Source organism: Serratia sp. A07, assembly GCF_058725505.1.
Map to the genome: position 1 here is coordinate 1 of NZ_JBZXDO010000028.1, position 12,967 is coordinate 12,967.

16 protein-coding genes are annotated in these 12,967 nt (G+C 58.6%); 4 read left to right on the forward strand and 12 right to left on the reverse strand.

Annotation, left to right across the window (positions count from 1 at the left end; genetic code table 11):
- Nucleotides 1-181 precede the first annotated feature (181 nt).
- Together purB and hflD are read right to left on the reverse strand one after the other, a co-directional pair.
- Nucleotides 182-1,552 (reverse strand): adenylosuccinate lyase, encoded by a 1,371-nt coding sequence (gene purB / locus AC4PR2_RS21430; RefSeq protein ID WP_033638215.1) that lies wholly within the window; start codon nt 1,550-1,552, stop codon nt 182-184.
- A gap of 22 nt (nt 1,553-1,574) precedes the next feature.
- Entirely contained in the window at nt 1,575-2,201 is a 627-nt protein-coding gene (gene hflD / locus AC4PR2_RS21435) for a high frequency lysogenization protein HflD (RefSeq protein WP_100396293.1), read from the reverse strand.
- Between the two features lie 331 nt (nt 2,202-2,532).
- Here hflD and kup point away from each other — a divergent pair, with 331 nt between their 5' ends.
- On the forward strand, nt 2,533-4,401 hold the full coding sequence (gene kup, locus AC4PR2_RS21440) for a low affinity potassium transporter Kup (protein ID WP_492175439.1): 1,869 nt from the start codon (nt 2,533-2,535) through the stop codon (nt 4,399-4,401).
- A gap of 48 nt (nt 4,402-4,449) precedes the next feature.
- On the opposite strand, the gene mnmA is transcribed toward kup, so the two are convergent.
- The 4 genes from mnmA to rluE form a co-directional block, all read right to left on the reverse strand.
- Nucleotides 4,450-5,550 carry a tRNA 2-thiouridine(34) synthase MnmA gene (gene mnmA / locus AC4PR2_RS21445; RefSeq protein ID WP_060440158.1) on the reverse strand — a complete coding sequence of 367 codons (1,101 nt, stop codon included), beginning with the start codon at nt 5,548-5,550 and terminating at the stop codon, nt 4,450-4,452.
- 106 nt (nt 5,551-5,656) lie between these two features.
- Nucleotides 5,657-6,103 (reverse strand): NUDIX hydrolase, encoded by a 447-nt coding sequence (locus AC4PR2_RS21450; RefSeq protein WP_102984806.1) that lies wholly within the window; start codon nt 6,101-6,103, stop codon nt 5,657-5,659.
- A 14-nt stretch (nt 6,104-6,117) separates the two neighbouring features.
- A complete protein-coding gene (locus AC4PR2_RS21455) occupies nt 6,118-6,456 on the reverse strand; it encodes a lysozyme inhibitor LprI family protein (protein WP_060440157.1) in 339 nt (112 codons plus the stop codon).
- 22 nt (nt 6,457-6,478) lie between these two features.
- Nucleotides 6,479-7,105: a 23S rRNA pseudouridine(2457) synthase RluE gene (rluE, locus tag AC4PR2_RS21460; protein ID WP_060440156.1), complete on the reverse strand. Its 627-nt coding sequence runs from the start codon at nt 7,103-7,105 to the stop codon at nt 6,479-6,481.
- A gap of 131 nt (nt 7,106-7,236) precedes the next feature.
- On the opposite strand from rluE, the gene icd reads away from it, so the two are divergent.
- Complete coding sequence (icd, locus tag AC4PR2_RS21465) at nt 7,237-8,490, forward strand: NADP-dependent isocitrate dehydrogenase (RefSeq protein ID WP_015377612.1); 1,254 nt, start codon at nt 7,237-7,239, stop codon at nt 8,488-8,490.
- A gap of 84 nt (nt 8,491-8,574) precedes the next feature.
- On the opposite strand, the gene uspF is transcribed toward icd, so the two are convergent.
- From uspF to AC4PR2_RS21480, 3 genes are all read right to left on the reverse strand, one after another.
- Nucleotides 8,575-9,030, reverse strand: a complete 456-nt coding sequence (gene uspF, locus AC4PR2_RS21470; RefSeq protein ID WP_049202743.1) for a universal stress protein UspF — start codon at nt 9,028-9,030, stop codon at nt 8,575-8,577.
- 217 nt (nt 9,031-9,247) lie between these two features.
- Nucleotides 9,248-9,475, reverse strand: coding sequence for a YgdI/YgdR family lipoprotein (locus tag AC4PR2_RS21475; RefSeq protein WP_038877767.1), 228 nt, complete (start codon nt 9,473-9,475; stop codon nt 9,248-9,250).
- Between the two features lie 12 nt (nt 9,476-9,487).
- A complete protein-coding gene (locus tag AC4PR2_RS21480) occupies nt 9,488-9,721 on the reverse strand; it encodes a YgdI/YgdR family lipoprotein (protein ID WP_180548461.1) in 234 nt (77 codons plus the stop codon).
- Between the two features lie 237 nt (nt 9,722-9,958).
- On the opposite strand from AC4PR2_RS21480, the gene tolA reads away from it, so the two are divergent.
- On the forward strand, nt 9,959-10,522 hold the full coding sequence (tolA, locus tag AC4PR2_RS21485) for a cell envelope integrity protein TolA (RefSeq protein WP_337046751.1): 564 nt from the start codon (nt 9,959-9,961) through the stop codon (nt 10,520-10,522).
- A gap of 160 nt (nt 10,523-10,682) precedes the next feature.
- Here tolA and AC4PR2_RS21490 read toward each other — a convergent pair whose 3' ends face one another.
- On the reverse strand, nt 10,683-10,973 hold the full coding sequence (locus tag AC4PR2_RS21490) for a hypothetical protein (protein WP_439070191.1): 291 nt from the start codon (nt 10,971-10,973) through the stop codon (nt 10,683-10,685).
- Between the two features lie 146 nt (nt 10,974-11,119).
- Between AC4PR2_RS21490 and AC4PR2_RS21495 the strand changes: the two genes are divergently transcribed.
- Nucleotides 11,120-11,539, forward strand: a complete 420-nt coding sequence (locus AC4PR2_RS21495; protein ID WP_087763541.1) for a GNAT family N-acetyltransferase — start codon at nt 11,120-11,122, stop codon at nt 11,537-11,539.
- On the opposite strand, the gene AC4PR2_RS21500 is transcribed toward AC4PR2_RS21495, so the two are convergent.
- Entirely contained in the window at nt 11,536-11,748 is a 213-nt protein-coding gene (locus AC4PR2_RS21500) for a hypothetical protein (protein ID WP_070914886.1), read from the reverse strand. The genes AC4PR2_RS21495 and AC4PR2_RS21500 overlap by 4 nt on opposite strands.
- 92 nt (nt 11,749-11,840) lie before the next feature.
- A complete protein-coding gene (locus tag AC4PR2_RS21505; RefSeq protein ID WP_049202735.1) occupies nt 11,841-12,956 on the reverse strand; it encodes an AI-2E family transporter in 1,116 nt (371 codons plus the stop codon).
- Between the last annotated feature and the right edge of the window lie 11 nt (nt 12,957-12,967).

Sequence of the window (12,967 nt, forward strand, 5' to 3'; positions counted from 1 at the left end):
AAGCGCAGCGAATTCTTTGGGGGAGAATTTAAGAACGGTATCAAGAGCCTGACTCAGCAACATAAAAAAATCCGTAACCTCAGAGAGATTACGGATTCTTACACAGCGACAGGATCGTTCAAGTGATCCTTAACTGATCGGCATTAGGCCCCTGGGCCGCCTTTTTATCGGGCTAAAGCGCTTACTTCAGCTCGTCGACCATGGTGGTGGCGCGGCCGATGTAGTTGGCCGGGGTCATCGCCTTCAGACGGGTTTTCTCTTCTTCCGGCAGCGCCAGGCCATCGATGAACGCCTGCATGCCAGCAGCGTCCACGCGTTTGCCGCGGGTCAGCTCTTTCAGCTTCTCGTATGGCTTCTCGATACCGTAGCGGCGCATCACGGTCTGGATCGGCTCGGCCAGCACTTCCCAGTTGTGATCCAGTTCGTCCAGCAGGTGCGCCTGGTTCACTTCCAGCTTGCTGATGCCTTTCAGGGTGGCCTGATAGGCGATCAGCGCGTAGCCCAGGCCCACGCCCAGGTTACGCAGCACGGTGGAGTCGGTCAGGTCGCGCTGCCAGCGGGACACCGGCAGTTTACCCGCCAGGTGGCCCAGCACGGCATTGGCCAGGCCCAGGTTGCCTTCGGAGTTTTCGAAGTCGATCGGGTTGACCTTGTGCGGCATGGTGGAAGAGCCGATTTCGCCGGCGATAGTCTTCTGCTTGAAGTGGTTCAGGGCGATGTAGCCCCAGATGTCGCGGTCGAAGTCGATCAGGATGGTGTTGAAACGCGCTACGCAGTCGAACAGCTCGGCGATGTAGTCATGCGGCTCGATCTGGGTGGTGTACGGGTTCCAGGTGATGCCGAGTGAGGTCACGAACGCCTCGCTGAACTGGTGCCAGTCCACTTCCGGGTAAGCGACGATGTGGGCGTTGTAGTTGCCGACCGCGCCGTTGATTTTACCCATGATCTCCACGCGCTCCAGCTGACGGTACTGGCGCTCCATGCGGTAAGCCACGTTGGCGAACTCTTTACCGACGGTCGACGGGGTCGCCGGCTGACCGTGGGTGCGCGACAGCAGCGGGATATCGCGGTATTCCAGCGCCAGCCCTTTCAGCGCGTCGATGATCTTGCGCCAGTAAGGCAGCACCACGTCCTGACGGGCGCTTTGAAGCATCAGCGCGTGCGACAGGTTGTTGATGTCTTCGGAGGTGCAGGCGAAGTGGATGAACTCGGACACCGCGTGCAGCGCAGGCACCGCGGCCACTTTTTCCTTCAGGAAATACTCGACCGCTTTCACGTCGTGGTTGGTGGTGCGCTCGATGGTTTTGATGCGCTGAGCGTCTTCTTCATTGAATTCCGCGACGATTTTGTCGAGGAAAGCGTTTGCGTCGGCGTCAAAAGCGGGAACTTCCTTGATTTCTGCGCAGGCCGCCAGTTTTTGCAGCCAACGTACTTCAACCTGTACGCGGAATTTCAGCAGACCGTATTCGCTGAAAATGGGGCGCAGTGCGCTGACTTTATCACCGTAGCGTCCATCAACGGGGGAAACGGCGGTCAGTGAGGATAATTCCATCGGTAGCAACTCCTGGGATCGATTAACAATGAGCAACGATATTTTGCGCCTGCTTGAACAGACGATTACGGGAAAACATTAACTGCAGGCGGCTGCCGCCGACCTGTTGCCACAGCACGGCGGCGCGAATGCCGGCCAGCAGCGTGGCGCGAACCTTGGCCTGCACCTGCGGGTTCTGCAAGATTGCCGGCGAGCCGGTCACCTGGATGCGCGGCCCGAGCGGGCTGACCACGTCGACGTAAATGCCGGCCAGCGCGCTGATGATGGTGTCCGACTCAAGATCGAAGTGCGCCAGCTGGCGCTCGAGCTGGCCGAGGCGTTCGCCGAGCGTGTTCATCGCCGGTTTGTTGGCGTTGAGCTTGCGCTCCAGCACCATCAGGCTGATGGTGTAGCGGGTCAGTTCCGCACCCGGCCCTTTGTTGTTGGCGTTAAGCACGCCCATCAGGGTTTCGAGGCCGACCAGCAAATTGCGCTCTTCACCGCCGAACACCGCCAGCGTGGAGGGCGGGTCCATCTGCAGCAGGCTTTTCAGCGAGGTTTGAAAGGCTTCGCGGTTGCATTGCCCTTCATGGGCCAACTGCTGAACCAAACGCGCCGCCTGGCTGATACCCGCCATGGCCAGCGTGATGTCATAATAATTCTTCGCCACGATGACTCCTGTAAACGCGGTGAACGGTACATGGCTTACTGCATAAGGTTGTGTGTATCGCCAGGATAACGGCGGCGGCCGCGAACGGGAACGATCGGGCGTGGCTGTAACAACGATGACAACGAATGCCGCGGATCATGCCACAAAATTGAGGGTAAACCCAGCGTCTAATACGCCCATAACGAGGCGGAGGCGCCGTGCGGCGCAGAACTGTGCAAATAGGCGGCGAAAATCGCCGGCGTGGCGACGCGAACATATTGTTGCGGCGGCAAATAAAGTGCGGCGGCTGCATCTATACTGCCAACGTGAGCCCTCAAATAAAGACCTTTATATGCACGTAAAAAACAAGCAGCCGCTGCCGGCGGTGACGCTGGCGGCCATCGGCGTGGTGTACGGCGATATCGGCACCAGCCCGCTGTACACCCTGCGCGAATGCCTGACGGCAGAGGAGGGCATCACCATGACGCCGGCCTCGATCTACGGCTTTCTGTCGCTGATCTTCTGGCTGCTGACGCTGGTGGTGTCAATTAAATACATTTGTTTCGTGATGCGCGCCGACAACGACGGCGAGGGGGGGATCCTGACGCTGATGTCGCTGGCGATCCGCAACCTCGATGCGCGCTGGGTGCCGGCGGCGGTGCTGATCGGGCTGGTGGGCGGCAGCTTCTTTTATGGCGACGGGGTGATCACCCCGGCCATTTCGGTGCTCTCGGCCATCGAGGGGCTGCAGATTATCGCCCCCGAGCTGGACCGCTTTATCGTGCCGCTCTCGCTGCTGGTGCTGACCGCGCTGTTTGCGATCCAAAAACACGGCACCGGCAGCGTCGGCAAGCTGTTCGCGCCGGCGATGGTGATCTGGTTCCTGACGCTGGCGCTGCTGGGCATCGGCGGCATTTTGCATCACCCTGGCGTGCTGCGGGCGTTGAACCCTTACTGGGCGGTGAATTTTTTCCTCGAGTACAAGGCAGTATCGTTCTTTGCGCTGGGCATGGTGGTGCTGTCGGTGACCGGCGCTGAAGCGCTGTACGCCGATATGGGCCACTTCGGAAAAAAACCGATCCGCCTGGCGTGGTTTACGCTGGTGGCGCCGTCGCTGGTGCTGAACTACTTCGGCCAGGGGGCGCTGCTGCTGGCCAACCCGGCGGCGATCAACAACCCGTTCTTCCTGCTGGCGCCGACCTGGGCGCTGATCCCGCTGCTGGTGATCGCCACGCTGGCGACGGTCATCGCCTCGCAGGCGGTGATCTCCGGCGTGTTCTCGCTGACGCGCCAGGCGGTGCGGCTGGGCTACCTGCCGCCGATGCGCATCATTTATACCTCCGATCAGGAGTCCGGGCAGATTTACATTCCGGTGGTGAACTGGCTGCTGTTCGCGGCGGTGCTGATCGTGATCATTAGCTTCAAACACTCCAGCAACCTGGCCTCGGCTTACGGCATCGTGGTGACCGGCACCATGCTGCTGTCGTCGATTTTGCTGAGCATCGTAGCGGTGAAAAACTGGGGCTGGCCGCGCTATCTGGGCGGGCTGATGCTGGTTATCATGCTGTGCATCGACGTGCCGCTGTTCGGCGCCAACCTGATCAAACTGGCGACCGGCGGCTGGCTGCCGGTGGCGCTCGGGCTGACCATTCTGCTGATCATGCTGACCTGGAAGACCGAGCGTTCGCGCCTGATCCGCCGGCTGCGCGACAACCAGGAGGGGCTGACCGCGCTGATCGAGTCGCTGGAGAAGGCGCCGCCGAAGCGGGTGCCGGGCACCGCCGTGTTTATGGAGCGCACGCCGCACGCGGTGCCGCTGGTGCTGTTGCACAACCTGAAGCACAACAAGGTGCTGCATGAGCGCGTGGTGCTGCTGACCATCGTCACCACCGACATGCCGTACGTGCACAACGTGCAGCGGGTGGCGATCGTACAGCTGTCGGCGAGCTTTTGGCGGGTGGTGGCGAGCTACGGCTGGCGCGAAACGCCCAACGTGACGGACATCCTTTACCGCTGCGGCCTGGAAGGGATGAGCTTCACCATGAACGAGACCTCGTTCTTCATGTCGCGCGATACGCTGGTGCTGGGCAAGCGGCCCTGGTATTTGCGCATTCGCGGCAAGGTGTTCCAGCTGTTGCAGCGCAACGCGCTACGGGCGCCGGACCTGTTCGAAATCCCGCCAAACCGGGTGATCGAGCTGGGGGCGCAGGTGGAGTTCTGAATAAAAAAAACGCTGCGGTAAACGCAGCGTTTTTCTTTTGCCGGGCAGTTACGCCAGGCGCTGTTCGATGATGCCGCCGCCGAGGCAGATTTCGCCCTGGTAGAACACCGCCGACTGGCCGGGGGTGACGGCGGAGACCGGTTCGTCGAAACGCACTTCGATGCGTTCATCGTCGAGCGGGGTCACGGTGCAAGGGATATCCTGCTGGCGATAGCGGGTCTTCACCGTGCAGCGGAACGGGCCGCTCAGCGGCAGGCGATCCACCCAGTGCAGCTGCTGCGCGATAAGGCCGACGGACATCAGGCGCGGATGATCGTGCCCCTGCGCGACCACCAGCACGTTGTTGGCCACGTCTTTATCCACCACGTACCACGGATCTTCGCTGCTGTCTTTCATGCCGCCGATGCCCAGCCCTTTGCGCTGGCCCAGGGTGTGATACATCAGGCCCTGGTGTTCGCCGACGGTCTGGCCGTCAACGCTGACGATCGGGCCCGGCTGGGCCGGCAGGTAGCGGCCGAGGAAGTCGCGGAACTTGCGCTCGCCGATAAAGCAGATGCCGGTAGAATCTTTCTTCTTGGCGGTGACCAGCTCCAGCTGCTCGGCGATGCGGCGCACCTCCGGCTTCTCCAGCTCCCCGACCGGGAACAGGCTTTGCGCCACCTGCTCGTGGCTCAGGGTGTAGAGGAAGTAGCTCTGATCTTTGTTGCCGTCGACGCCGCGCAGCAGGCGGCTCTTGCCGTCCACGTCCTGGCGGCGCACGTAGTGGCCGGTGGCGATAAAATCGGCCCCCAGATCTTCGGCGGCGAACTCCAGGAAGGCTTTGAATTTGATCTCTTTATTGCACAGGATGTCCGGGTTCGGCGTGCGGCCGGCCTTGTACTCTTCCAGGAACAGCTCAAACACGTTGTCCCAGTATTCCGCCGCAAAGTTCACCGTGTGCAGTTCGATGCCCAGCTTGTCGCAGACCGCTTGCGCGTCGGCCAGATCGGTCGCGGCGGAGCAGTACTCTTCGTCGTCGTCTTCTTCCCAGTTCTTCATGAACAGCCCAGCGACCTGATAGCCCTGTTGCTGTAACAGATAGGCGGTAACGGAAGAGTCGACGCCGCCGGACATACCGACGATTACTTTTTTCTGGCTGTTGTCTGACATGGGGATCTCACGAACTTGAACACGAACCGTGCTGATAAAAACAAGCGCAGGATTTTACCACGTTGGCCGCGCCGGCGCACTGTTCATCTTGTGCTGCCCGGCGCCCTTAAAACGGCCAGGCGAAGCTGCCGACCAGCGACAGCGGGTAGCGCTCCGGCTGCTGGTAGCTGCGAATGCTCTCCGCCACCAGCGCGGAACGCAGGTTGGGCGCCTGCAGAATCTCGTCGGCGCTCAGCCACAGGCAGCGATCGATGTCGCTGTCGTGCGGCTCGGTCGACAGCGGCTGCTCCAGCTCGATAACGAAGCAAAAACGCAGGAACGGCGTGCGATCCGGCGCGATCCACTGGTGCAGGCGCAGGAACGCCTGCGGCGTGGCGCGGATGCCGGTCTCTTCCCACAGCTCGCGCTCGGCAGCCTGCACCAGCGTCTCGTCGGCCTCCAGGTGGCCGGCCGGCTGATTCCACAGCGCTTTGCCGTTGATGGTCTCTTCGACCACCAAAAATTTGCCGGCGGCGTGCACTACGCAGGCCACGGTGACGTGCGGTTTGAACATGCGCTCTCCTTTCCTTACAGCGGTTTGTCGATACGCCGGTAGATGTCGTCCAGCTCGGCGATGCGGGTGCGATAGCTTTGCAGCAGGCAGGCGGTATCGCCGCCGCACCGCTGGCGTTTTGTCAGCCAGGCCTGCTGGCTGTCCTGCATCGCGCCGCGCGCGCCCATGGCGAACAGGCCGCGCAGGAATTGGTATTTGGTGGCCATTTGCACGTCCAGATCGTTCAGCGTGCGGTTGGCGCAGATGGCTTGCTCATCGCGGTTTGCCGCCTTGGCGCAGTCGAAGCTGGCGGCCTGGGTGGCGAACGGGGCCGCCAGAGCGGCGAGCAGCAGCGCGATCGGCGTGTATTTCATGGCGCCTCCATCAGTTATCGGTCTACAGGGAATCGATGCTTTTCCATTCACCAGGCTGCAGTGAACCCAGCGAAAGATTACCCATACTGTAGCGAATCAGGCGCAGGGTAGGGAACCCGATATGCGCCGTCATGCGACGCACCTGGCGGTTTCGCCCTTCATACAGGGTGATTTTCAGCCAGCTGGTGGGGATGGATTTACGTTCGCGGATCGGCGGGTTGCGCGGCCACAGCCACTGCGGCTCGGCCACCAGCTCCACCCCGGCGGGCAGCGTGGGGCCGTCTTTCAGCGTGACGCCGCTGCGCAATGGCGCCAGATCGCTCTCCTGCGGCGCGCCCTCGACCTGCACATAATAGATTTTGCCGGTGCGCTTCCCCGGCTGGGTGAGCTGCGCCTGCAGCTGGCCGTCGTTGGTCAGCACCAGCAGCCCTTCGCTGTCGCGATCCAGGCGCCCGGCGGCGTAAACGTCGGGGAAGGGGATGTACGCTTTCAGCGTGGCGCGGCCGGCTTCGTCGGTGAACTGCGGCAACACGTCGAAGGGCTTGTTGAATAACACAATTCGGCGCGGCCCTTTCGGCGCGGCGGGTTTGGCGGCATTCGGCTTGCTGAATCGTTTAACGTTGTGATTTCTAACAGAGAATTTTTTCATAACAGTTGAGATTACGGATGATAAGCGCATTATAACCGAATCCGTTTCGGATTGGCGCGGACCGAATATTCAAGTAGTATCTACACGCATCTTACAAAGCATTAACAAAATTGCGCTTGAAGGAGAGGTTGATGGAAAGCAAAGTAGTTGTTCCGGCAGAAGGTAAAAAAATCACGGTTGACGCCCAGGGTAAACTGGTTGTTCCTCATAACCCGATCATCCCGTTCATCGAAGGCGACGGCATCGGCGTTGACGTGACTCCTGCCATGATCCACGTGGTTGATGCGGCCGTTAAAAAGGCTTACCACGGCGAACGTAAAATCTCCTGGATGGAAATCTACACCGGCGAAAAATCTACCCACGTTTACGGTAAAGACGTGTGGCTGCCGGACGAAACTCTGGACCTGATCCGCGACTACCGCGTCGCCATCAAAGGCCCCCTGACCACCCCGGTCGGCGGCGGCATCCGTTCTCTGAACGTGGCCCTGCGCCAGCAGCTGGACCTGTACGTGTGCCTGCGCCCGGTGCGTTACTACCAGGGCACCCCAAGCCCGGTGAAACAGCCTGAGCTGACCGACATGGTGATCTTCCGCGAAAACGCCGAAGACATCTACGCCGGCATCGAGTGGAAAGCCGGCTCCGCCGAAGCGGACAAAGTGATCAAATTCCTGCGCGACGAAATGGGCGTGAAGAAAATCCGCTTCCCAGAGCAGTGCGGTATCGGCGTGAAGCCATGCTCCGAAGAAGGGACCAAGCGTCTGGTGCGTGCGGCGATCGAATACGCCATCACCAACGACCGCGACTCCGTGACCCTGGTTCACAAAGGCAACATCATGAAGTTCACCGAAGGTGCCTTCAAGGATTGGGGCTATGAGCTGGCGCGCGAAGAGTTCGGCGGTGAGCTGATCGACGGCGGCCCATGGCTGAAGATCAAGAACCCGAACACCGGCAAAGAGATCGTGGTTAAAGACGTGATCGCCGACGCCTTCCTGCAGCAGATCCTGCTGCGCCCGGCGGAATACGACGTGATCGCCTGTATGAACCTGAACGGCGACTACATCTCCGACGCCCTGGCGGCCCAGGTCGGCGGCATCGGTATCGCACCGGGCGCCAACATCGGCTCCGACTGCGCGCTGTTCGAAGCGACTCACGGCACCGCGCCGAAGTACGCCGGCCAGGACAAAGTGAACCCAGGCTCCATCATTCTGTCCGCAGAAATGATGCTGCGTCACATGGGCTGGTTTGAAGCGGCTGACCTGATTGTTAAAGGCATGGAAGGCGCCATCGCTGCCAAGACCGTGACCTATGACTTCGAGCGCCTGATGGAAGGCGCTAAACTGCTGAAATGTTCAGAGTTTGGCGATGCTATCGTTAAGCACATGTAAGCGTGTTCAGCGCTTGAATGAGAGCGGGAGCCTTAGGGCTCCCGTTTTTTTATTGTTCAAATATGAGTGAGGTATCGGACAGGCTCAGCGAGCGGCGTTAGCCGATTCACGTACGACCAGCACCGGGCAATTGGCGTGGCGGACGACGGCGGTGGCATTGGAGCCGAGGAGGTAAGTGATCGCAGAAGGGCGGTTGGAACCCATCACAATAATCTCCGCGTTAAGCGCATCAGCGAGTTCCAGGATCTGATCTTTAGGATCGCCGACGGCAACGTGCGTGGTCACTCTATCTTCAGGCACGCTGAATTCTTTTGCCGCTTTTGCCAACCCCTCGGTCGCTAACGCAATGGTTTCGTCTTTGGTTTCTATCGCCGCCGTGGCGGCAAAGCCGAAAGCGGCGTAGGTGGCGCGCGACGGGATCACCGCCAGGAAATGGACGTGGGAGTCTTCGAGCCTGGCGAGCGCGTTGACATGCGGGATGACCTGCTGTGTTAATTCCGGCTCGGTAATATCCACGGGAACCAAGATAGTTTTATACATACTCCCTCCTTATCGTTATCAAAAAACTCCACTTTTTGGATTATAGCTGCTTGATGCAGGGAAAGGAGAGATCCCTATGGCAAACCTGAGAACGTTGGCGCTAAATGTCAGGTGTTTATCGGCGTTATCGTTAAATTCACGCAAGCACGCCGGTTTTTTTGAGTAGAAAGGGAGCCATTGGCTCCCTTGGTTTTAGCTGGCTAAGGTTATCGAAATCTTAATGAGGGATCTCTGAAACCTCTTTGACTTCCGTCTTGTTGATTTGCTGTTTAACGCCATTGGCGTCGGTATAACCGATCAACCCGGCAGCGGTTTCTTTCGGCTTGCCGTCACTGATGAGCGTTCGACCGTCGTGGGTATGGATGGCGTAGCTGGTGCGTGTGCAGCCTGACAGTGCGGCGATGGCAACCAGGGCGATCGCGGGAAGAACAAGCGTTTTTTTCATTTGTAGCTCCTTTTAGTTATCCAACTCACTCATGTTTGCAATCTGGTCTCGATTGATCTGTTCCGTTTTGCCCGTTTCTGCATTTCGATAGGAGACTAACCCGGTATCTTTATCGACCTGAGGCTTGCCGTCGGTGACAATGGTCTTGCCATCCGTTGTTTTGATCGCCTGATTGGAAGCGCAGCCCGCTATGAACATCACCGTAGTCGCAGTAAGAAGCGTGGCAAAGAGTCGTTTACTTTTCATACTTACCATCCTGGTTACTTAAATGAATTTAATAGCAGGAAAGTAAGTATAGGCAGGATCTCCAGATTGTTAGCGTTGAAACGCTTTTAATGCGAAAAAAAATTAAGAATTTCTTAATTTATTGATGGGGTGATTGATCGTTCGGATAACAAAGTTATCGATAGGTCAGGGCTCGCAGACGTACTGCCCGGCGAGGGCGCTATGGCATCATGCCATCATCGGACCAAGAAACTCCGCATGCCGATGCTTGATACTAACAATGTCTCTGGTGGTTGGGTGTTAATTCTGTATAAGTATTCACCGGGGATCTTTTTGAATACAACGTTGATTCATCTGATAATCATCCATAAGGACAGGGATATGAAAATAACGCATTCAGGCTACAAAACCGGCATCGCGATACTATTGGCGGCGATGACCGCGCTGACGTTAACGGGGTGTGCCAAGAGTACTGCCCCCAGCCAAAACGATACGGCGAATAAAGAGGTCGATGATCTTTTCGCCAACCTTGGCGCCCCAAAGACGCCGGCGCCGGGAAAAGAGAAATTACATTACATGACTCAGGTACAAGCTGAGATTCAACGCCATTTAAAAGACGCCGCCACTTACTCAGGCCAGCGCTGTACATTGCGTATCACGCTGGCGCCGGACGGCATGCCAGTCGGTGTTCGAACTGAAGGTGGCGATCCGGATCTTTGCCGTGCCGCCATGAAGGCGGTTGCCGATGCGCGTCTGCCTAAGCCGCCAACGGCAGAGGTCCATAATGCGTTCCAAATTATCACGTTGGAATTTCGCCCGTAGTGACAATAGAAGGTAAAGGGCGGCAACTGGGTTAAACAGAAGTCAGAGGCCGCACTTTCATGCAGCCTCTGACTTTGCGGCTTTACCACGTTCCATATCGCATTTTCCTGCGCTGAACCTGGATTTTTCGGCATTCTTTCACGGCATATGTTGCCAATACCTACCGATACATCATCGCGCTCACGCGTTCGGCCCGATCTTTAAAGCCGTTGCTGCGCATCGTTACCACATAGTAGCGATAGTGATGTTTCTGTGCGTATTCGCGCACCAGGTCTTCGGCGAACAGGCCGCTGAAGGTGACGGTGGTGACGAACGTCAGCCCTTTCACTTCGTAGGTGCTGATCTCTTGCGGGGTGCCGATATACGGCGGCGGGAACACGGTTTTGTGGAACTGGCAGCCCGCCAGCAGCAGGGTAAACAGCAGGGTGGCGGAGATTTGCGGGATTCTCATCGGGAAATGCTTTCCTTCCTTGGCGTGTGTTTTAGTAACTCTATAATAGGATTACAAAATTCGGCGGGGATGTAAAAGTTATCCCGCTTCGGTTGCCGTTTCGTTGAAGCGGTGTCGCCGTCACTCATAAGCATGAGGGGGTAAACATGTTTGTTCGTCTTGCCACTGAAACCGATGCCGCAGCCCTGATCGCCCTCGACAGCGCTGCCGAATACGAGCCGCAGCGCGCGGCGCAGATCCGCGCCTGGTGCGGGCAGGGCATCTGTTATCTTGCCGAGGAACAGGGCATGGTGATGGGCTACGGTGTGCTGCACTATCACTTCTTCGGCTGCGGCTTCATCGAGATGCTGATGGTCGGCGAGCGCTATCGCCGCCGGGGCGTCGGGCTGGTGCTGATTGCGGCGTTGAAGTCCCACTGTCGGCACCCGAAGCTGTTCACCTCCACCAATCGCTCCAACCTGCCAATGCAGCGGCTGCTGCTGAACGCCGGCTTTGTCGCCAGCGGCCAGATTGACAATCTCGATGACGGCGACCCGGAGCAGGTCTTTTTTATCCCGGCGCGCTAATACAATCGGACATCGACCGCCTGCTGTTGCAGCCAGGTGCTGACGTAACCATAAGCGGCATAGAAGGCCAGCAGCGCGAAAACCAGCACCGAAAGCGAGGCCAAAAACTTGACGTCGCCGTGCTTCGACAGCTGGTAAGCGCAATAGATAAAGGCTAGCAGGCACAGCAGAGTGAAAGCGATAGCCAGCGTGGCGTAAAAAATAAGCATAACGAAACCCGTTCTTCCTTGTGAGCCGGGCAAGGATACCACAGACAAAAAAGGGGCCCAAACGGGCCCCGGCGTGATTCGCTGCGGGAGGGTTACTCCGCTGCGTCGGGATGGTTTTTGCCTTCCTCGATGAATTCTTCGTCGATCTCTTCGATGTTCTCCTCGCTGTCGCGGCCGGACAGGATGTTCCAGCAGGCGATGAACAGCGCGGCGATCAAGGGGCCGATAACGAAGCCGTTGATGCCGTAGATCTCCATGCCGCCCAGGGTGGAGATCAGGATCAGGTAGTCCGGCATTTTGGTGTCTTTGCCCACCAGCAGCGGGCGCAGGATGTTGTCCACCAGGCCGATCACCACCACGAAGAACACCACCAGGAAAATGGCTTTCCACAGCATGCCGGTGGCGAAGAAGTAGATCACCGCCGGCACCCAGATGATGGCGGAGCCCACGGCCGGAATGATCGACAGGAACGCCATCAGCGCGCCCCACAGCAGGCTGCCGTCGATGCCGGTAAAGTAAAACGCCAGCCCGCCGAGCGCGCCTTGCACCACGGCGACCACCACCGTGCCCTTGACGGTGGCGCGGGAGACGGCGGCGAACTTCACGAACAGGTGGTGCTTCACGTGCTGAGAAAGCGGCAGCGCTTCGAGCGCCAGGTTCACCAGGTAGGGGCCGTCTTTCAGCAGGAAGAACAGCAGGTAGAGCATTACGCCGAAACCGACGACGAAGTTGAAGGTGCCCTTGCCGATCAGGAAGACGCTGCCCGCCAGGTATTGGCCGCCCTTGAGCGCCACCTCGGAAAGCTGCTTTTGGATCTCGGCGGCGCTGTTGAGGTTATGCTCCGCCAGGAAGCGCTGCGCCCAGCCGGGCAGGTGGCGCATAAAGTCCGCCAGCATGGTCGGCAATTGGCTGTTGTTGGTCTGCAGCTTGGTGTAGATCACGTTGAATTCCATCGCCAGCGACGAGGCGATGATCGCCAACGGCGTGAACACGATCAGGCAGATCAGCGCCACCGTCAGCAGCGACACCACGCCGTTGCGTTCGCCGACGTACTGCTTCAGCTTCTTTTTCACCGGATGGAAAATCACCGCCAGAATAATTGCCCACAGCACCGAGGAGTAGTAAGGCCCCAGCACGTCGAGAAAGGCGGCGGTGACGATAAACAGGATCAGAATAAAGAATCCTTTGGAAATGCCTTTAGACATCATAGTCGTCCCTC

Excerpts from the sequence above, each read along its gene's own strand:
- AC4PR2_RS21480 (WP_180548461.1), bottom strand. The coding sequence starts at position 9,721 with ATGAAAAGTAAACGACTCTTTGCCACGCTTCTTACTGCGACTACGGTG.
- kup (WP_492175439.1), top strand. The coding sequence starts at position 2,533 with ATGCACGTAAAAAACAAGCAGCCGCTGCCGGCGGTGACGCTGGCGGCC.
- mnmA (WP_060440158.1), bottom strand. The coding sequence starts at position 5,550 with ATGTCAGACAACAGCCAGAAAAAAGTAATCGTCGGTATGTCCGGCGGC.
- AC4PR2_RS21475 (WP_038877767.1), bottom strand. The coding sequence starts at position 9,475 with ATGAAAAAAACGCTTGTTCTTCCCGCGATCGCCCTGGTTGCCATCGCC.
- AC4PR2_RS21490 (WP_439070191.1), bottom strand. The coding sequence starts at position 10,973 with ATGAGAATCCCGCAAATCTCCGCCACCCTGCTGTTTACCCTGCTGCTG.
- rluE (WP_060440156.1), bottom strand. The coding sequence starts at position 7,105 with ATGAAAAAATTCTCTGTTAGAAATCACAACGTTAAACGATTCAGCAAG.
- AC4PR2_RS21500 (WP_070914886.1), bottom strand. The coding sequence starts at position 11,748 with ATGCTTATTTTTTACGCCACGCTGGCTATCGCTTTCACTCTGCTGTGC.
- icd (WP_015377612.1), top strand. The coding sequence starts at position 7,237 with ATGGAAAGCAAAGTAGTTGTTCCGGCAGAAGGTAAAAAAATCACGGTT.
- purB (WP_033638215.1), bottom strand. The coding sequence starts at position 1,552 with ATGGAATTATCCTCACTGACCGCCGTTTCCCCCGTTGATGGACGCTAC.
- uspF (WP_049202743.1), bottom strand. The coding sequence starts at position 9,030 with ATGTATAAAACTATCTTGGTTCCCGTGGATATTACCGAGCCGGAATTA.
- AC4PR2_RS21455 (WP_060440157.1), bottom strand. The coding sequence starts at position 6,456 with ATGAAATACACGCCGATCGCGCTGCTGCTCGCCGCTCTGGCGGCCCCG.
- AC4PR2_RS21495 (WP_087763541.1), top strand. The coding sequence starts at position 11,120 with ATGTTTGTTCGTCTTGCCACTGAAACCGATGCCGCAGCCCTGATCGCC.
- AC4PR2_RS21505 (WP_049202735.1), bottom strand. The coding sequence starts at position 12,956 with ATGATGTCTAAAGGCATTTCCAAAGGATTCTTTATTCTGATCCTGTTT.
- AC4PR2_RS21450 (WP_102984806.1), bottom strand. The coding sequence starts at position 6,103 with ATGTTCAAACCGCACGTCACCGTGGCCTGCGTAGTGCACGCCGCCGGC.
- tolA (WP_337046751.1), top strand. The coding sequence starts at position 9,959 with ATGCCGATGCTTGATACTAACAATGTCTCTGGTGGTTGGGTGTTAATT.